Origin of the sequence: Streptococcus pluranimalium (assembly GCF_047785705.1) — a bacterium.
GTDB classification, from domain to species: domain Bacteria; phylum Bacillota; class Bacilli; order Lactobacillales; family Streptococcaceae; genus Streptococcus; species Streptococcus pluranimalium_A.
The window spans coordinates 29,616-46,943 of record NZ_JBLOJV010000012.1; the positions used below are offsets into that span (position 1 = coordinate 29,616).

General features: G+C 39.5%; 18 protein-coding genes and 1 pseudogene. 1 reads left to right on the forward strand and 18 read right to left on the reverse strand.

The window, feature by feature from the left end:
- Nucleotides 1-11: 11 nt before the first annotated feature.
- From pstA to pcrA, 18 genes and pseudogenes are all read right to left on the reverse strand, one after another.
- On the reverse strand, nucleotides 12-899 hold the full coding sequence (pstA, locus tag ACMZ6Z_RS04710) for a phosphate ABC transporter permease PstA (protein ID WP_416131449.1): 888 nt from the start codon (nucleotides 897-899) through the stop codon (nucleotides 12-14).
- The gene (gene pstC / locus ACMZ6Z_RS04715) at nucleotides 889-1,824 is read right to left on the reverse strand and encodes a phosphate ABC transporter permease subunit PstC (RefSeq protein WP_416131450.1); all 936 of its coding nucleotides are present in this window, start codon (nucleotides 1,822-1,824) and stop codon (nucleotides 889-891) included. The genes pstA and pstC overlap by 11 nt, the downstream gene beginning before the upstream one ends.
- 10 nt (nucleotides 1,825-1,834) lie before the next feature.
- Nucleotides 1,835-2,701 (reverse strand): phosphate ABC transporter substrate-binding protein PstS family protein, encoded by an 867-nt coding sequence (locus ACMZ6Z_RS04720; RefSeq protein ID WP_416131451.1) that lies wholly within the window; start codon nucleotides 2,699-2,701, stop codon nucleotides 1,835-1,837.
- A 139-nt stretch (nucleotides 2,702-2,840) separates the two neighbouring features.
- Nucleotides 2,841-4,163 carry an RsmF rRNA methyltransferase first C-terminal domain-containing protein gene (locus ACMZ6Z_RS04725; protein WP_416131452.1) on the reverse strand — a complete coding sequence of 441 codons (1,323 nt, stop codon included), beginning with the start codon at nucleotides 4,161-4,163 and terminating at the stop codon, nucleotides 2,841-2,843.
- A gap of 118 nt (nucleotides 4,164-4,281) precedes the next feature.
- Nucleotides 4,282-5,040, reverse strand: coding sequence for an inositol monophosphatase family protein (locus tag ACMZ6Z_RS04730; RefSeq protein WP_416131453.1), 759 nt, complete (start codon nucleotides 5,038-5,040; stop codon nucleotides 4,282-4,284).
- On the reverse strand, nucleotides 5,030-5,311 hold the full coding sequence (locus ACMZ6Z_RS04735) for a UPF0223 family protein (protein ID WP_416131454.1): 282 nt from the start codon (nucleotides 5,309-5,311) through the stop codon (nucleotides 5,030-5,032). The genes ACMZ6Z_RS04730 and ACMZ6Z_RS04735 overlap by 11 nt, the downstream gene beginning before the upstream one ends.
- Nucleotides 5,304-5,717, reverse strand: coding sequence for a transcriptional regulator SpxA (spxA, locus tag ACMZ6Z_RS04740; protein ID WP_416131455.1), 414 nt, complete (start codon nucleotides 5,715-5,717; stop codon nucleotides 5,304-5,306). Before spxA ends, ACMZ6Z_RS04735 begins: the two co-directional genes overlap by 8 nt.
- Before the next feature lie 57 nt (nucleotides 5,718-5,774).
- Nucleotides 5,775-6,695: a bifunctional riboflavin kinase/FAD synthetase gene (locus ACMZ6Z_RS04745; protein WP_416131456.1), complete on the reverse strand. Its 921-nt coding sequence runs from the start codon at nucleotides 6,693-6,695 to the stop codon at nucleotides 5,775-5,777.
- A complete protein-coding gene (gene truB / locus ACMZ6Z_RS04750) occupies nucleotides 6,692-7,576 on the reverse strand; it encodes a tRNA pseudouridine(55) synthase TruB (RefSeq protein WP_416131457.1) in 885 nt (294 codons plus the stop codon). The genes ACMZ6Z_RS04745 and truB overlap by 4 nt, the downstream gene beginning before the upstream one ends.
- A gap of 127 nt (nucleotides 7,577-7,703) precedes the next feature.
- Nucleotides 7,704-9,047 carry a DUF2130 domain-containing protein gene (locus ACMZ6Z_RS04755; protein WP_416131458.1) on the reverse strand — a complete coding sequence of 448 codons (1,344 nt, stop codon included), beginning with the start codon at nucleotides 9,045-9,047 and terminating at the stop codon, nucleotides 7,704-7,706.
- Nucleotides 9,048-9,091: 44 nt separating this feature from the next.
- Complete coding sequence (locus ACMZ6Z_RS04760) at nucleotides 9,092-9,670, reverse strand: restriction endonuclease subunit S (protein ID WP_416131459.1); 579 nt, start codon at nucleotides 9,668-9,670, stop codon at nucleotides 9,092-9,094.
- Nucleotides 9,671-9,912: 242 nt separating this feature from the next.
- Nucleotides 9,913-10,557, reverse strand: a complete 645-nt coding sequence (locus ACMZ6Z_RS04765) for a GntR family transcriptional regulator (RefSeq protein WP_416131460.1) — start codon at nucleotides 10,555-10,557, stop codon at nucleotides 9,913-9,915.
- Between the two features lie 333 nt (nucleotides 10,558-10,890).
- Nucleotides 10,891-11,493, reverse strand: a pseudogene (locus ACMZ6Z_RS04770) (Asp23/Gls24 family envelope stress response protein); the annotation flags it as partial.
- 75 nt (nucleotides 11,494-11,568) lie between these two features.
- Entirely contained in the window at nucleotides 11,569-12,102 is a 534-nt protein-coding gene (locus ACMZ6Z_RS04775; RefSeq protein ID WP_416131461.1) for an Asp23/Gls24 family envelope stress response protein, read from the reverse strand.
- Nucleotides 12,103-12,166: 64 nt separating this feature from the next.
- Entirely contained in the window at nucleotides 12,167-12,358 is a 192-nt protein-coding gene (locus ACMZ6Z_RS04780; RefSeq protein ID WP_416131462.1) for a DUF2273 domain-containing protein, read from the reverse strand.
- Nucleotides 12,359-12,366: 8 nt separating this feature from the next.
- A complete protein-coding gene (gene amaP / locus ACMZ6Z_RS04785; RefSeq protein ID WP_416131463.1) occupies nucleotides 12,367-12,963 on the reverse strand; it encodes an alkaline shock response membrane anchor protein AmaP in 597 nt (198 codons plus the stop codon).
- A 21-nt stretch (nucleotides 12,964-12,984) separates the two neighbouring features.
- On the reverse strand, nucleotides 12,985-13,230 hold the full coding sequence (locus tag ACMZ6Z_RS04790) for a GlsB/YeaQ/YmgE family stress response membrane protein (protein WP_416131464.1): 246 nt from the start codon (nucleotides 13,228-13,230) through the stop codon (nucleotides 12,985-12,987).
- Nucleotides 13,231-13,512: 282 nt separating this feature from the next.
- Nucleotides 13,513-15,828: a DNA helicase PcrA gene (gene pcrA, locus ACMZ6Z_RS04795; protein ID WP_416131465.1), complete on the reverse strand. Its 2,316-nt coding sequence runs from the start codon at nucleotides 15,826-15,828 to the stop codon at nucleotides 13,513-13,515.
- A 190-nt stretch (nucleotides 15,829-16,018) separates the two neighbouring features.
- Between pcrA and ACMZ6Z_RS04800 the strand changes: the two genes are divergently transcribed.
- Nucleotides 16,019-17,230, forward strand: coding sequence for a cation diffusion facilitator family transporter (locus ACMZ6Z_RS04800; protein WP_416131466.1), 1,212 nt, complete (start codon nucleotides 16,019-16,021; stop codon nucleotides 17,228-17,230).
- Nucleotides 17,231-17,328 lie beyond the last annotated feature (98 nt).

Here is a 17,328-nt window from a genome sequence, read left to right on the forward strand (position 1 = left end):
AGAACTCCTTATTAGGTTGCTGATGTTAATTTTTCGTGTAATTTCTTACCAACAAAGCGAGCAGAGAGGTTAAATATCAAGATAAATACCAGTAAGACTGCCGCTGACCCTGCTGAAACAAGTGTCGCATCTGGAATAGTCCCTTCACTGTTTACTTTCCAAATATGAACCGCTAGGGTTTCTGATTGACGAAATGGTGAGATTGGACTGGTAACACTTAGAGGATTCCAGTTAGACCAATCAAGGGCTGGAGCTGACTGTCCTGCTGTGTAAATCAAGGCTGCTGCCTCACCAAAAATACGACCCGAAGCTAAGACAATTCCCGTCACAATCCCAGGAAGAGCTTCTGGCACGACCACGTGAAGCACTGTTTCCCAACGTGACAAACCAAGAGCCAAGCCAGCCTCGCGTTGCGTATGATGTACGGTTCGAAGACTATCTTCAACCGTTCGAGTCATCTGCGGTAAATTAAAGACCGTTAGAGCCAAAGCACCTGAAATGATTGAAAAGCCATACTCAAATTGCACCACGAAGATTAAATAACCAAACAAACCAACCACTACTGATGGTAAGGACGATAAAATTTCGATACAGGTGCGAATAAAGTCTGTTAAACGTCCTTTTTTAGCATATTCGGCTAAGTAAATGCCAGCACCCATTGATAAGGGGACTGAAATGATTAGGGTTGTTATTAGTAAAAACAATGAGTTATAGAGTTGAATCCCAATACCTCCTCCTGCTTCATAAGAGGAGGATTTTCCAGTTAAGAAAGACCAGCTGATGTGAGGCAAGCCACGGACTAAGATATAGAGGATTAAGGATGCCAAGATGACGACAATAATCGTTGCAATGGTGTAGAGAACACCAGTTGCTAATTTATCCATTTTTTTAGCGTTCATAGTTTCTCTTTCTCTCTCTTGTAATGAATTTAACGAGGGTATTGAAAGCCAGACTCATCATCAGCAATACCAAGGCCAGTGACCACAGCACGTTATTTTGAACCGTTCCCATAACTGTATTACCAATTCCCATGGTTAGGATCGAAGTTAGGGTGGCTGCAGGGGTGGTTAAGGAGCTTGGAATAACAGCTGAGTTACCGACAACCATCTGAATCGCTAAGGCTTCACCAAAAGCACGTGCCATTCCGAAAATAACGGCTGTAAAAATTCCTGGACGAGCGGCATTTAAAACCACACGCCAGATGGTTTGCCAACGCGTTGCTCCCATTGCCATACTGGCTTCACGATAGTGACGAGGCACCGCACGAAGACTATCTGTTGTCATAAAGGTAACCGTCGGGAGAATCATGACAAAGAGCACAAACACTCCTGATAAAATACCAAAACCTGTACCTCCAAAAATGGAACGTACAAATGGGACGACGATTTGTAAACCAATAAACCCATAAACAACAGATGGAATACCAACCAACAGTTCAACAGCAGGTTGCAGAATTTTTCTACCATATTTTGGCGAGACTTCCGTCATAAAGACTGCTGCTCCAATAGCAAATGGTGTGGCAATCAAGGCTGATAAAATCGTTACAATGAAAGAGCCTAAAATCATCGGAAGAGCGCCCATGAGTGGCTGACCATCTGGTCCTTTGACACTGGGCTGCCAGTCTGTGCCAAATAAAAATCTAAACACATTAATCTTATCAATAAAAAAGGTTGAGAGACCTTTTTGAGCAACAAAGATTAAAATCATCGCTACAATAAAGACAATTAAGGCAAGACACATGAATGTGATCGACTTCCCAAACTTCTCAAGGCGAGAATTTTTTGAAGGTGCGACTAAGGTCTTCGCCAATTCCTGATTCTTCATTTTGACTCCTTTATTTTGCTGATACTTTGCCATCAGCCGTTTTTTCAACGGTCATCTCGCTTATTGGGATATAGCCCATGGCAGTGACAATATTGGACTGAACTTCTTCAGACGTCATAAAGTCCAAAAATTCTTTGGTTAAAGCTTTTGGCTCACCTTTGGTGTACATATGTTCATATGACCAAATTGGCCAGTCATTGGTTGCCACATGCTTAGGAGACGGCTCAAAGCCATTGAGTTTCATCGTTTTGATACTATCATCTAAATAGGCAAATGCTAAATAGGAAATCGCACCCGACGTTTGAGAAACAATGGACTTAACCATACCGTTTGAGTCTTGTTCTTGACTTTTCTTAGCATTGGTATCTCCCATGATGATATTATCAAAAGTCGCGCGTGAGCCTGAACTAGAGGCGCGGTTGATGATAGAGATGGCTAAATCATTGCCGCCGACTTCTTTCCAGTTGCTAACTTTACCAGAAAAGATATCCCGCAATTGCTCTGTTGTGAGATTATTCACAGAGACTTCCTTATTCACGATGACAGCTAGTCCAGCAACAGCAACACGATGGTCAACTAATACAGAAGCATCAATACCATCTTTTTCCTCAGCAAATAGGTCACTATTTCCGATTTGAACAGCACCAGACTGCACTTGTGAAAGTCCTGTACCAGAACCACCACCTTGAACATTGATGGTTTTACCGATATGTTGTTTACTAAATTCATCTGCAGCAGCTTCTACTAAGGGTTGCAAAGCCGTTGAACCAACAGCCGTTGATGTTTCCCCTTTATCAATCCATTTGGCACAACCAGATAGCAATAGTAAAACTGTTACAAGCATGCCCATGACGGCGAGGCACTTTTTCTTTGTCATTTTTTTCCTCCGAAAAACGAAATCAAATTAGAATGGTGGCGACAATTTTTTTCGATGACCACTCTGTCATCACAAACTTTTGATACCAAGAAGTCTATCAGCTGACTTCTTTTTTGAACGAAATGATCTCCTATAACAATTAAGAGTAAAATCTCAAGCCTTTGGGATAAGCGTTTTTCAACTGGTCTCCTACCACTTTCGCAAAACCTAAGCCATTTCCCTTTATGACGACTTGATACCACCCATTGGGGTAAGTCGTCTTTAAAGGGATCTGATGACCTGCAACGTATCTCTCAAACTGTTCTATATCCATTTCGATATACTGTATTACCTCAGATGGTTTTAAGGCCATTCCTAGGGCAAAAGAAGGTTCAAAACGCTTTTTCTTAAAGGTTCCTAGATGAAGACCATTTCGTGTAATTCTTAGACCAGACAAATTAGGGAGACCTTCTGGTAAGAGGTAGAGATGGTCTCCAAATGTCTGATATTGACCCTGTAGAGTAACTGCTAGATGCTTCTGGCAAAAAGCCTGCCATAGATTATCTTGCTCCTTGGTTAAGGAGGTCTTTTTAGGAACTTTTTTTAGGCTGATTTTAGAAGTCTTGACAGGCTCTCTTAAATCCTTAAACTTAGCGATAAATTGCCCTTCCCCCTTAAACAAATGAGGATACATTCGAACTGTCCCAGGCAATAAATGGCTATTAGTCATGCCATGGCTAGCTTGAATTGGGACTAAAGCCAGTTCTTTATGTTCTAAAAGCCAAGTAGCTACCTCCTCATTTTCCTCCGGCGACCAGGTACAAGTAGAGTAAACAAGCTGACCTCCTGGAGCTAGCATGGCTAAGGCATCTGACAAGATGGTTTTTTGTAGGCTTGCTAATTCTTTAGGGTAATCCTCATGCCAATAGGGAATGGCTTTGGGATCTTTTCGAAACATTCCCTCTCCTGAACAAGGACCATCAAAAACAATCAGGTCAAAAAAAGAGGGGAAAACCTTAGCTAAACGCTCTGTTGATTCATTGGTCACAATCACATTTCTAGCGCCAAAACGTTCAACATTTTCAGCTAAAACATGACTTCTCTTAGCATTGATCTCGTTACTAACAAGTAAGCCAGTGTTATTTAAATAGCTAAGAAGATGGGTCGTTTTCCCACCAGGAGCGGCTGCCAAATCAAGCACCTTCATCCCTGGTTTGGGATGAGCCACCTGACCAACCATTTGTGCTGCTGGTTCTTGCGAGTAAACAAGACCGGTGACATGCTCTATCGACTTGCCAGAAACCTTGCCATAATAACCCCAGTTTGTATCAGCAATGGGATGCTCAAATGACATTTGCCCTTCTTTTAATGGATTAGACCGAAAGCCTGCCACAGGTGGCTGATCAAAAGAGGCTAAAAAATCATGATAGTCCTCTTTCAGAAGCTTTTTATATTTTTCAATAAATGCTTGTGGTAATGACATGTTTTTATTATACCAAATTCCTAACCATTGACCTATCAAAAAGGAGCGAGAAAGAATCCCAAAAAGCAAAGAAAGGACTGTTTAAAAGCTAGAGGGATTACCCAACTTTTAAAAATGATTAGTGAACCAGGGACTGAATCACTCCTAATGCTTTTGTAGGGACAAACATCACCTGTTGGCGTGTCTTAAAGTCAGGCTTTTCACCGTTAACAGTTAGTAAGGAATAACCCAGTTTCTCTCCCATAATAGCTGCTGCGGCATAATCCCATGGAGCGATATTGGAAAAATAAGCCAGTAGTTTTCCCGACATGACCTGTGTCATGCTGATACCTGCCCCTCCATAAATACGAACACCGAGGGCCAAAGCTGTGAAATCACGTATCCCAGCAGTGTTTTCAAGGTACATCTGGGCATTCACACCGACTAGACAACGCTTAAAGTCACGCTGTTGATAAGGTTCTAGCCTAGTATCATTCGCATAAACATCGAACTGACCACCACCAGCGTAAAGAATGCCCCGCATAACATCTAGAATCAAGCCAAATTGTCCGACACCCTCCTCATAATAGGCCATCATAATGGCAAAATGATCTCCTTGGGCAATAAAATTAACAGTGCCATCAATCGGATCAAGCACCCAGACATTGCCTTTAGAAATGAGATGTCTAATATCATCTTCTTCTGCTAAAAAATGATCATCGGGATAGGCGTCCCTAATAGCCTCAATCATCATGGCTTGACACTGCTTATCCAGGCTAGTGACCAAATCAGTCTCATCTGCTTTTTCTTCAATCAGAAAATCGTGCTGCATCTGTTCTTTGATAAAAATCCCAGCTTTTTGAATCACTGTTTTGGCAAATAAAAATTTACGATTCAATCCTTAACCACCCTTCAGTTTGTGCTTTAGCCGCTTGAACAACACGATAAGTCGAATAACCACTTGCCTCTTCAAAGGCTTTATCTAGTCTTTTCTCCTCACCTTTTGATGGAACAACCTCTTTAAAAGCCTTATAGGCTTGGTTTAAATGAAGCACATCAACCTTACTCTCATAAGCTTTTTCAACATGATTAAAAAAACGAAGCACCAAAGTCATCTCCTCGGTACTCCAGGACATATCAAGAGGATATGAATAGTTTGTCTTAGACATGTTTTCCCTCAATTTCAGCACGGATAGTCGCCTGACGAAGCTCTTGTTTGCGATAATCTCTCGGTAAAAAAGCTCTGATTTCATCTTCGTTAAAGCCAATCTGCATGCGTTTGGAATCAATAATAATCGGACGGCGTAGTAAACTTGGATTTGAAGCAATCAGCTCAATGAGTTGAGATATGGACAGCTCATCAACGTCTACCTCTAGCCTTTGAAATACCTTGGAGCGGGTTGAAATGATGTCCTCTGTTCCATTTTCAGTAAATGACAAGATAGACATCAACTCATCTTGAGTCAGGGGATTGGTAACGATATTATGCTCGACATAGTCAACGTCATGTCTTTCTAACCAAGCGCGTGCCTTACGACAACTGGTGCAACTCGGTGATAAAAATAAAGTAATCATATTTGGCCTCAAATCAATCTCATTGATTAATATTATACAAAAATTTAGAACACTTGGCTATGGTTTCTGCCAATTTAGCGCAATTTCTTGATCACTTTTTAACTGTTTCACCAAATCATCAATGCCATTAAACTTTTTCATGCGACGAATTTTAGCTAACCAAAAAATTTCAATCGTCTCACCGTAAATGTCACCGGAGAAATCAAATAAATTACTTTCAAGGCGTAACTCATCTCCACCAAATGTGATATTCTTTCCAATACTAGTCATGGCGCGATAGCGGCTACCTTTGACAAGGACATCCGTCACATAAACACCATCTGCTGGCAGAAGTGTTCGATCCGTTGGTGCCAGATTTGCTGTTGGAAAGCCGATAGTACGACCTCTAGCATCACCATGGACAACAATTCCTCTAGTAGAGTAATGATAGCCCAATAATTGATTGACCTTACTGATACGGCCTTCTTGAATCAAATCACGTATTAAAGTGGAGCTAATTTTTTGATAGCCATCAGTGACTTCAGGGATGACAATAACATCTGCTGCAACGTTACGAGACAAATAATCTGAGTTCGTTCGATTATGTCCAAAATGATAGTCAAAACCAACCACAATGGTATCAGGATTCAGTTGCTTAATATAGGTCGCTATAAACTGGTCTGATGAAATCGTCGCAAAATCGCTCGTAAAATCAGTCAAATAGAGGGTATCGACACCATATTCCGCCAATTTTTGATAGCGCTTTTCAGGGTAAGTAATATGCCATAGTAAATCGGGGGTAAAGCGACTAAAGGTCAGTTTCGGTGACTCAAAAAAGGTCAACAACACAATCGAAAGCCCCTTTGCAGCTGCGATTTCTTTTGCCTTGTCAAATAAGGCTTTATGACCAAGATGTAAGGCATCAAAATACCCCAAAACAAGAACGGTTTGTTGAGGTTCACTGATTTCTTGGTAAGATATAATCGGTTTTATGTTCATGATAATAACACTTTTCTGGGTTTATACAAACCATCACGTTTTTCTAAAATAGCCGCCGCTTTATCCTGATAAAAGGCTGCTAGAACGGTCTCTTGATTAGGTAAAGAAATAAAACGACCATGACGAATATGAGCCACTTCCTCCTCGCTCAAGGAAACCCTAGGAAGGTCAGCTAAGCCCACTTCAATCGGCAAGAGAAAAGACCAATCATCTCTTCTTACCATTTCTTCAATCTCTTTAAGGGTCAGGGCTTTAGAAAGCTCCAAACCAGCGGAGGCCGTACGCTGTAGTTGGGACATGTGACTGGCAAGACCAAGTCTCTGACCAAGATCTACCGCTAGAGTTCTGACATAAGTGCCTTTGCTACAAATCACCCTAAACGAAAAGCGTACCAGCTCTCCGTCACGCTCAAGGCAGGAGGTTCTCACAAATGATTTAATGACCACTTGTCTTTTGGGGCGTTCAACAAACTCACCTGCTCTAGCATACTCGTACAATTTTTTACCCTTGACCTTGACCGCAGAAAACATCGGTGGGATTTGAGTGATTTCTCCTACAAAACTTGCCATTGCAACATCAATATCTTCTGCCGTTAATCCAGGTCTTACAGGGGTTTTATCAATGATTTCCCCACTAGCATCCTCAGTAGTTGTCGCATAACCTAGCGTCACCTGACCGTCATAAACCTTGCCAGCTTCCGTCATGAACTCAATCACTCTCGTTGCTTTTCCTACAGCGATCGGCAAAACTCCTGTCACATCTGGATCAAGCGTTCCTCCATGACCGATTTTTTTTTCGTGAAGTATCTTTCGTAGTTTAAAAACAGCATCATGGCTAGTCATACCAGCCTCTTTTTGTAAATTGATAATCCCGTTAATCATAACCTTATTATACCACAAAGCAAGAACAAAAAGGAGGTCAGCTGAAATAATCTGACCTCTTTTTTAAAACCAACTGTACGAGATTCTTATCAGTATAATCTAAGGCAAGCTAAATGCTTGTAACAGTCTATTTAGAGCCCCTCTTTAAAGCATCAAATTTGCTTTTCATGGTTGGGTTTTTTCGTGTTAATTTCTTCACCGTAACATCCTCTAATTTATGATTGGCCAATCTCAGTTGATGCTCACTTGTGGTCAAGGCAGCCTTAACAGCTTCCATCCGTTTAATCGCCTTGTCAATCTCATCAACAGCTTTTTGAAAATTCTTACTAGCAGATTGATAATTCTTGGCAAATGCCGTTTTAAAGAGATTCAAATCCTCTTCAAAATGAGTAATATCAGCGTGTTGTTCTTTCATTAAAGCCAATTCCTGCTTATACTGCAAGACATTTAAGGAGGCATTTCTTAGTAAGGTAATGATCGGAATGAAAAACTGCGGGCGAATCACGTACATTTTAGGATAGTGATAAGAAACATCCACAATGCCATTATTGTAGAGTTCATTATCCATTTCTAGTAAAGAAACTAAAACAGCGTATTCACAATTCTTCTCACGCCTATCCTTATCCAATTCTTTGAAGAAATGATCATTTTTCTTTTTCGTAGCCGTTTCATCAGCCTCATTTTTCATTTCAAACATAATCGAGATTATTTCAATACCATTTTCATCGTATTCCCGATAAATATAGTCTCCCTTTGATCCTGTTTTAGCATCATTATCCTTGCCAAATTGTGCATTAGGAAAAGCGGTCATCCGTAAACGATTAAACTCGTAGTCACAATGTTGCTCCAAACTCTCCCCAATCATCTTTGTCGACTGCTTGGCCTTGAAATCCTTATAATAGGCTAATAATTCATCCTTTTGAGCTAATTCCAGCTGATATTGTTGTACTAAAGACTGTTTATCTAACTCTCTTTGTTGCTCTTGGAGTGCCAACTGATTGGCGATCTTATCTCTTTCTTGTTGCAGGTGATGCAGAGCTTCTTGTCTCTCCTTATCTTTTTCAAGAGCAATGAGATTTATCTGGGCTTGCAAGGCTTGGTTTTCATGATCTTTTTCAGAAAGAGCCTGAGCCAAGGACAAGGCATTATCAGCGGCTATTTTGTCAATCTGTTGCCTTAAGTCATGGATTTCATTATTTTTTTGCGATAGCAATTCTTGATGTGACAGCGCTTGTTTTTGCTCAGAAGCATCTAAGTCATACTTTAACTTTAGCACTTCTTTTTCTTTTTCTTCTAAAGCGGATTGCAACTCATTTTTAGCCTGCTCTTTAATCAGTCGCTTTTCAGAAGCCACTCTCTCAAGCAAGTCCTGTTCAAACGCTTTTGTCCTAATCTGATCTAACAGTTGATTGTACTCAGTCTCATTGATCTTAAAACTGGTTTGACAATGAGGGCATTTGATATCATTCATATTCATTTCCTTCTAAGTAAAACTATGATCTTTGACATGGCCTATCAGAATAAACTGCGTTTAACCTCATCTTGGATACGTTGCCATTCCGAATGAGCGCGTTCCATTTTTCGTTGATAATCCGCTTGTCCTCTCAAGTATCTACCAATGGCATATTCTTGCTTAACCAGAGGTAAATGAGGTATCGGGATGTGACCTATCTCTCTGGTTGATAAATTCATAACAGCCTTACCACGGTCTGTAGCCTTCAATAAGTCCTGACCTTGCTGGGTTTCAAGAAATAACTTGATGTAATGCCCCATCACCTTTGAGGATGGTCTAACAATCGTAAAATTTGAGGAAGCGACAACGGGTCTATCTTGCTCTTCAAAAACAGCAATCTTCAACTGTGTGCCTTTAGAAGCAATCAAGACATCGCCTTCTTTTAGATAGTATTTTGCTACTATTCTATCCTTGTCATCATAGGTTTTTAAGCGTTCGTAGTCGATAATGCCTTTATTGATATTGATAATGTTGATAATACCGATACTATCACCTTGAACTTGAGAAGGAATCGCTCTCCCTTTAAAAATAGTCGACATCTCTTTTAAAGTAGAAAAACTAGAAACAGCCGCTTCATTCATCAGAACACCTCCATCTATCAGTGGTTAGTATTATAATACAAAAAATAATTTTTATCAAGATAAAAGAGGTTTCTGACTTTTTTGAAATCCTTAAAAAAGAAGCTAAGCTCATAATTAGCTTGCTTCATTGATTATCTGACACTGTATTTGAATAAGTGATACCTCTTGATTATCAAAACGACAGGGACTGCCGTAACGAAGCCTAGTTAAATTTATAACTTTCATTAGCATTAACCATCTTCTTACTCTTTAGGAAGATCCACATTGAAAAGATTCTTCATGCGAAAATAGGATAAGTCATCTCCAACAAAGAAAATATGGTCTCCCTCTTCAAAAGTAGCATAAGGACTCGGTGATAAGAGTAAAACACCGTCATGCTCAATACCTATAATCGTAGCCCCTGTTTGATGCCAAATATTCAAATCACGAATGGATTGACCCAAGTGATTTGATGACTTCGTTAACTTAAATTCATAAGGTGTGAATGGATACTTTCTACTGACTAGCTGACTTTGAACAGCAAAATCAGCCACCAAATCAGCTAAAAAATCTAGTTCAGCTTTCTGCTTTTTAATAGTATCTCTAATTGTTTGTTTAATCAGATTTAAAGAATGAGTCGTTTCATAAGTTTTTAAAAATTCTTCAGCCTTTTCCTTTGATACCACTACAGCACCACTACCATGCTTTAAAGTAACAATATTCAGATCGGCTAAAATATTCAACCCTTTTCTTGCTGTTTCTGGCGAGACATTAAAGGTACTTGCCAAAGTCGAACGTGACTTGAGTTTTTCACCAACAGCATAATTACCATCAACAATTCGCTTGGCAACAGCCATTGCTACTTGTTGGTATCTTGAACTCCTTACTTCTGATTTGGCACTACGCATAAGATCCCTCCATTCATCATTAATGCTTGCTAACCATCTCAAATATTAAAATAAGAGCGATTAAGCAAAAAAGGTTAGGAATTAAACCCAACCTTCCTCCACCGATTTTCTTTTTATAGAAAATCAGTTATGTAATCATTTTGATTAGTCCGCAACAACGACATCGCTCTCTGATGATGCTTTGTAAACAAGACTATCATTGTGACTAGAACTGCTAACTTCAGAGCCTTTTTCTGATGCTGATTCTTTCAAATCTTCAACTTTTTCTGAAGTCTTTTCTGCTACTTCCGAAGCTTTCTCAGAAGCCGCTTCCTTTAAATCAGATGCTTTTTCTGACGCTTTCTCTGCTACCTCTGACGCTTTTTCTGATGTTGCTTCAGCAAACTCAGATGCTTTCTCTGACGTCTTTTCTGCTACTTCTGACGCTTTTTCTGATGTTGCTTTAGCAAATTCAGATGCTTTCTCTGACGTTGCTTCAACGGCTACTGATGTTTTTTCAGAGATATACTGTCCAGCTTCTTTAGCTGATTCTTTGACACTTTCGTAACCAGATTCTATGCGATCTTGAAGCGTTACTGAAGCTTTTTCAAACTCTTCACGAGTCATCACATCAACAACATTAACATTGATTTCAACAACTTTAAGATGTGTGCTTGCTTCAACATCTTTTACGATGATTGATTTAATGCTATCTGCAATGCTAGGAATATCCTTGCCGTATTCAACAACAATATCAAGATCTGTAGCGACTTCTTCAGTGCCAACTTCAACATTGACACCAGTTGTGACATCATCAGAATTAACGATTTTTTCTTTGATATTAGAGAAAAAACCACCATCTACTGACAACAAACCGTCAATGTTTTCAATCGCATGACCAATTATTTTTTGGATAACCGTGTCATCATAAGTAACTGTGCTTTTAATTTCAGACATAATAATACCTTATTTCTAACTTCTTAGTTGTTTTTTGGACTTATTTAAGTCTCTTAGTTTAAAAGTTAATAGAGATTATTTTACGCGAGGTTTAGCGTTATCTTGAACGCGGTCAACACCATCACTTACTGCATCTTTAGCATTTTCGTATTGGTTTGAAACGAATTCTGTCGTTGCTTGTGCACCACTTGCGATACGATCTTGAAGACTAACTGAATCAGCTTGGTGTTGTGCACGTGTTTTAATGTCTACAACATTAACGTTAACTTCAACAACGTCAAGGTCAGTCATTTTAGAGATTTCAACTTTAACAACTTCTTTAATGTTTTTGAAGATAGTTGGAACGTGTTGTTGGTATTCAACAACAGCATCTAAATCAACTGCTACTTGTTTTGTACCCACTTCAACGCTAACACCGTCAGTAACGTTATCAGTGTTGATCAATTTGTCTTTGATGTTAGAGAAGAAACCACCGCTTACTTCAAGTAAACCATGAACATTAGCAACTGCAAGACCTACGATTTTTTCGATAACTTTATCTTCGTAAGTAAGTTCGCCACGCATATCTTTAACATCAACTGAGTTTCTTGATTTGAAATTTTGTACCATAATTTTTCCTCTTTCTTATAGCTTTATAGCTAAAATATATTTTTTAATATTAATTTTAATATTACTATTTAAAATTGTCAAAAAAACCATCTATAATACCAGTAGCTTTCAGGTAAAAACCTGCATACATGCCTGCTGCTACTAATACAAAAATTAAGATTGTTTTCAAAAGACCAAATGTCACTAGTAGAAGTGCTAAGAAGAAAGCTAACCCTCCACCAATGATGGGGTATCTATACTTTTCAAATAATTCCATACCTACTCCTACTCTACACGTCCTTTTAGTGTTTCTCGACCTTCTACGACATCTTTTACTTTAATTGTAAAATCAACGTCATGTTCGACACCAAAGAAAGCTTTAAGACCTGTTTCGATGCTGTTTTTCAATTGAACTGTATTAGCGATGACGTTTGATCTTGGAACAACTTGACCTTTAACGTCAACTTTAAATTTATCCTTGTAAAGGTTTGCCTTAACTGAAGCATTTTTCATAACACCTTCAGACTCAACTAGACTCTTTACATAACCTTCAATTGCTGACTTGCTTAATTTTAGAGTTCCTTGATTTTCAGCCAATTCAATTTCACTATAACGTCTAGGGGAAAAGATAATAACTAAAATACCGACTAAAACGATAACAAAGAAAACGATTGATGTCCATAGAAAATATTGGGCTAACGATTCTCTAATAAATCCCTTAAACAAGCTATCAAGCAAGCCATGCTTATGTGCTTCTTTTACAGGTAGCCAAGATAGGGCATTCAAGTTCACAATACGTTGGTTTCTGATGATAACATTTCCAAAGATTGTGAGGAGAATCACTCCGATAAGGCTATAGGTTATTTTTAATCCTTTTGCCATAATGTCTCCTTCTTAAAAAAATTATTTTGTTTTTGTGAGTACAAATGATACAATCACCACAACGATAACTGCACCTAAGATAGATGGAATAAGAGCCATACCTGCAAGTGCTGGACCCCAAGCACCAAACAAGGCGTGACCAACCCAAGAACCTACAATACCTGCAATGATATTAGCAGCCCACCCCATAGAACCACCTTTTTTAGTGATTGCTCCAGCGGCAAGACCAATGAGTGATCCAACAATCAGTGACCAAATAAACGACATGTGAAACCTTCCTTTTCCTAACACTCAATCTTCTAAAATCTTAAGTGTTTTTATAATATAACCATCATACTTATCTTGTAAAGTAAGTATTGACGATAATAATAGTATTCATTTCTTTAAGGTCTTATCCTCAAGAAACTATTCTAAATCAAACCTAAACTATCATTCGTTAAAAATAGCTAACAAAGTGACCACATAAAATTTGACTTATAATGTTATTATACCTTATTTTCCAAAAATTGCAACGTTTATGCTTGTTTTTTGAGAAATTTTTGCAAATTCTTATACCTCATCATCTGATGTTTCTATTTTGGTGATGGGGGCTGCTTCTGCCAGGAGTTTTTTAAGGCTACGATCTGAAAAAATGATTTTTAGTTCTTGGGCATTACCTACTCCAGAAACGTCCAAAACAGTTCCTTTACCCCACTTTTTGTGCTGAAGTTGATCTCCGATTTGCCAAGAAATCTTATTGGCTGGTGTCTCTCCTGTTTTGCTAAACGGTAGGGAGTTGCTTTTAGTCGAATTGCTAGAGCGTGACTGGGCTTGGATTTTTCGAGCTTTCAGGGCTTGAGAGAGACTCATCCCTTGTCCAAATTGAGTGGGTTGGGTTTTACTATAACTAAGACCAAAGGAGGCATTGACTGGTCTTGCTAAACCTTGATGCTGTAACAGTTCATCTGATATTTCGTTTAAAAAGCGCGTTGGACGATTATAGGATGTTTTTCCGAAAAGGGTGCGACTATTAGCATTGGTTAGAAATAGCATTTCTTCTGCACGTGTGATACCAACGTATGCTAAGCGCCTTTCTTCTTCCAATTCTTCTGGATTTTCTGCTGCTCGTGCCAAGGGAAAGACTCCCTCTTCCATACCGATTAAAAAAACAATTGGAAATTCTAGCCCTTTAGCTGCGTGTAGAGTCATCAAGGTCACTTCAGCAGTTTCTACTGAGCCATCATCTGTATCGGCAATCAAGGCTAAGTCATTTAAAAAGCGGCTGAGTTTATCAAGACCTGATTCATCATCCAAAGCATTGGCATTCTTATCATCAAAGTTTTTAGTCACCGACAAAAACTCTTCAATATTTTCAATCCGTGACTGGCTTTCTAGCGTATTCTGTATTTTGAGTGCCTCTAGGTAGCCGGATTTTTCCAAAATAGCGTCAACTAATGCTGTTAGACTATAATGGTCCAAGTCTGCACGAAGAGTTAGTAGCAAGTTCGCCAAGTCCCATATGGCTTTAGCTGCCTTGCCTTTAATGCCTGAGAGCATGATTTGTTCTGAAGCATCAAGGAGACTCAATTCTTGTGTCTCTGCAAAAATCCTTAGTTTGTCAAGCGTTCCTGGACCAACACCACGTTTAGGCTCATTGATAATCCGCTGATACGACAGGTTGTCGGCTGTGTTAGCAATAACATTTAAATAGGCAATAATATCACGAATTTCTTTACGGCTGTAGAACTTCGTTCCTCCAACCATAGTGTAAGGGATGTTTGATTTGAGCAAGGCCTCCTCAATGGTACGCGATTGAGCATTGGTTCGGTAAAGAACGGCGAAATCCTTGAAAGGCTTGTTCATCTCACCTGCCATGTTAGCGATTGTCGTGGCAACAAAGACCGCTTCTTCTTGTTCATTACTAGCACGGTAATAAACCAGTGACTCTCCGTCGTCATTTTGGGTCCATAGTTTTTTAGGACGTCGATTACGGTTGTTCGTGATGACCTCGTTAGCAGCTTGAAGAATTTTTTTTGTAGAGCGGTAATTTTCTTCTAATAAAACGACCTTGGCCTGCGGATAATCCTTTTCAAAATCCAAGATATTTTGCATATCTGCGCCACGCCAACCGTAGATGGACTGATCAGCATCACCAACGACACAGATGTTTTGAAACCGTGATGCCAAAAGTCTCACTAACTGATACTGAGCATGGTTGGTATCTTGATACTCATCAACATGGATATACTGATAACGCTGTTGATAATATGCCAATACATCTGGCTTGGTATCCAATAATCGCAAGGTCATCATGATCAAATCATCAAAGTCCATAGCCTCAGAACGCCGCAACTCTTTTTGATAAGCGGTGTAGCATTGAGCTACTATCTGAGTATAAGTATCATTGGCTCGACGCTCATAGGCTTTCTCATCTAATAAATCATTCTTAGCATTAGAAATAGTCCCCAAAATAGCCCGGTAATGCCATTTCTTGGGATCAAGATTAATCTGTTTCAAGATACGCTTCATGAGTGTCCCTTGTTCACCTGGATCAACAATGGTAAAGTTACGATTGTAGCCAATATGATCGGCTTCTCTGCGTAAAATCCGCACACACATGGCATGGAAAGTCGCAATAAGGGTATCTTTGGTCGCAGGATTTAGGGCTATGGCACGCTCGCGCATCTCACGTGCTGCCTTATTGGTGAAGGTGATGGCTAAAATATTCCAAGGGTTAATGCCTTTTTCATCGATCAAGTAGGCGATACGATGAGTCAAGACACGGGTTTTTCCCGAACCCGCCCCTGCCATGATTAACAGCGGTCCTTCGGTTGTCTGTACGGCCTGAGCCTGACGGTCATTCATACCTTTTAGTAAAGGATTCATAAGGGCCTCTTTCTTTTTGTAACATTCGTTATTATTTTACCACTTTTAAGTCATAAAATCAGTTAGAAATTTTGGTTTTAGGACTCAACCTAGCTTTTTGCATCCGATTAATTCAATCGCTAAGTCATAGAAGACCTCTTATCTTATGGTATAATAAAGCCGTTACACTAAAACGATATAAGGAGCTGGCATGTCACACCCATCTGAAACCTTACGCTTAGCAAAGCGTGGGCCTCTCTTAAGCATTGTAGCCTACATCATCCTCACCGTCGGCAAGCTAACTTATGGTTATTGGTTAAATTCTTCTGCCTTGATTGCTGATGGTTTTAATAATTTATCTGATATTGTAGGTAACATCGCCTTGCTAGTTGGGCTTCATTTGGCTAGTCAACCTGCTGATGAAGACCATCGCTTTGGACACTGGAAAATTGAAGACCTCTCTAGCTTGATAACATCTTTTATCATGTTCTTGGTCGGTTTTCAAGTCATGATTCAGACCATTCAAAAAATATTCTCTGGAAAAGAAACCAGTATTGATCCTACAGGAGCTGTGGTTGGGGTGATTTCCGCTTTAGTCATGCTTGGGGTTTATGCCTACAATAAATCCCTCTCAAAAAAGGTCAAATCTAGCGCTCTGGTCGCCGCAGCCAAGGACAATCTTTCAGATGCCCTAACCTCCTTGGGAGCTTCGATTGCCATTGTGACTAGCTCCCTTAATTTTCCTATGATTGATCATCTGGTTGCTCTTGTCATTGCTCTTTTTATCTTGAAAACAGCCTATGATATTTTTATGGAGACAACCTTTAGTCTTTCTGATGGTTTCGACCAAGCCCAGCTCAAAGCATACGAAGCCGCTATCTTAGAAATCCCTCAGATTATTGCCGTCAAATCTCAAAGAGGACGTACTTATGGCAGTAATATTTACCTTGATATTATCCTTGAGATGAATCCTAACCTCTCAGTATACGATAGCCATGCGATTACAGAGCAGGTTGAACAGCTCTTGAGTAAGCGTTTTGCCATTTACGATATTGATATTCATGTCGAGCCTGCTGCTATTTCCAAAGGTGATTGTGAAAATCTAATCACAACCCTCTACCAAAATGAAATGGCTATTCTCAGTCAAAAACCTCACTTCAAACAATACCTATCAGATGCTTTTGTCATGATTGAGGCAGATGATGAGATCGTCACTAAGGAGCAAATCAGCACATCAAAAACAAGCCAGCCAGCTCCTTTGATGGACTTTCAAACCCAACCCATCAATCAGGAGACGCAAGTATTGACCTACCGTTTAGGTCAGTATAAACACATGAGCCTCTGGCAACGCTCTGACACCTGGCATCTCCTCTATCATCATATCAGCAACATAGAACCTCACCAGCCAAAGCATGAGGACTAGCTAAACCTTTCTCCTTGAACAATGCCTGCTTAGAGACAGTTGTTATCGTCAGAGTAGTTAAAAATAAGACTTGTGAAAAATTCATTTAAAGAAAAAAC

Coding starts and splice junctions, on each gene's coding strand:
- pstA (WP_416131449.1), bottom strand. CDS start 899: ATGAACGCTAAAAAAATGGATAAATTAGCAACTGGTGTTCTCTACACC.
- pstC (WP_416131450.1), bottom strand. CDS start 1,824: ATGAAGAATCAGGAATTGGCGAAGACCTTAGTCGCACCTTCAAAAAAT.
- ACMZ6Z_RS04720 (WP_416131451.1), bottom strand. CDS start 2,701: ATGACAAAGAAAAAGTGCCTCGCCGTCATGGGCATGCTTGTAACAGTT.
- ACMZ6Z_RS04725 (WP_416131452.1), bottom strand. CDS start 4,163: ATGTCATTACCACAAGCATTTATTGAAAAATATAAAAAGCTTCTGAAA.
- ACMZ6Z_RS04735 (WP_416131454.1), bottom strand. CDS start 5,311: ATGTCTAAGACAAACTATTCATATCCTCTTGATATGTCCTGGAGTACC.
- spxA (WP_416131455.1), bottom strand. CDS start 5,717: ATGATTACTTTATTTTTATCACCGAGTTGCACCAGTTGTCGTAAGGCA.
- ACMZ6Z_RS04745 (WP_416131456.1), bottom strand. CDS start 6,695: ATGAACATAAAACCGATTATATCTTACCAAGAAATCAGTGAACCTCAA.
- truB (WP_416131457.1), bottom strand. CDS start 7,576: ATGATTAACGGGATTATCAATTTACAAAAAGAGGCTGGTATGACTAGC.
- ACMZ6Z_RS04755 (WP_416131458.1), bottom strand. CDS start 9,047: ATGAATGATATCAAATGCCCTCATTGTCAAACCAGTTTTAAGATCAAT.
- ACMZ6Z_RS04760 (WP_416131459.1), bottom strand. CDS start 9,670: ATGAATGAAGCGGCTGTTTCTAGTTTTTCTACTTTAAAAGAGATGTCG.
- ACMZ6Z_RS04765 (WP_416131460.1), bottom strand. CDS start 10,557: ATGCGTAGTGCCAAATCAGAAGTAAGGAGTTCAAGATACCAACAAGTA.
- ACMZ6Z_RS04775 (WP_416131461.1), bottom strand. CDS start 12,102: ATGGTACAAAATTTCAAATCAAGAAACTCAGTTGATGTTAAAGATATG.
- ACMZ6Z_RS04780 (WP_416131462.1), bottom strand. CDS start 12,358: ATGGAATTATTTGAAAAGTATAGATACCCCATCATTGGTGGAGGGTTA.
- amaP (WP_416131463.1), bottom strand. CDS start 12,963: ATGGCAAAAGGATTAAAAATAACCTATAGCCTTATCGGAGTGATTCTC.
- ACMZ6Z_RS04790 (WP_416131464.1), bottom strand. CDS start 13,230: ATGTCGTTTATTTGGTCACTGATTGTTGGATCACTCATTGGTCTTGCC.
- pcrA (WP_416131465.1), bottom strand. CDS start 15,828: ATGAATCCTTTACTAAAAGGTATGAATGACCGTCAGGCTCAGGCCGTA.
- ACMZ6Z_RS04800 (WP_416131466.1), top strand. CDS start 16,019: ATGTCACACCCATCTGAAACCTTACGCTTAGCAAAGCGTGGGCCTCTC.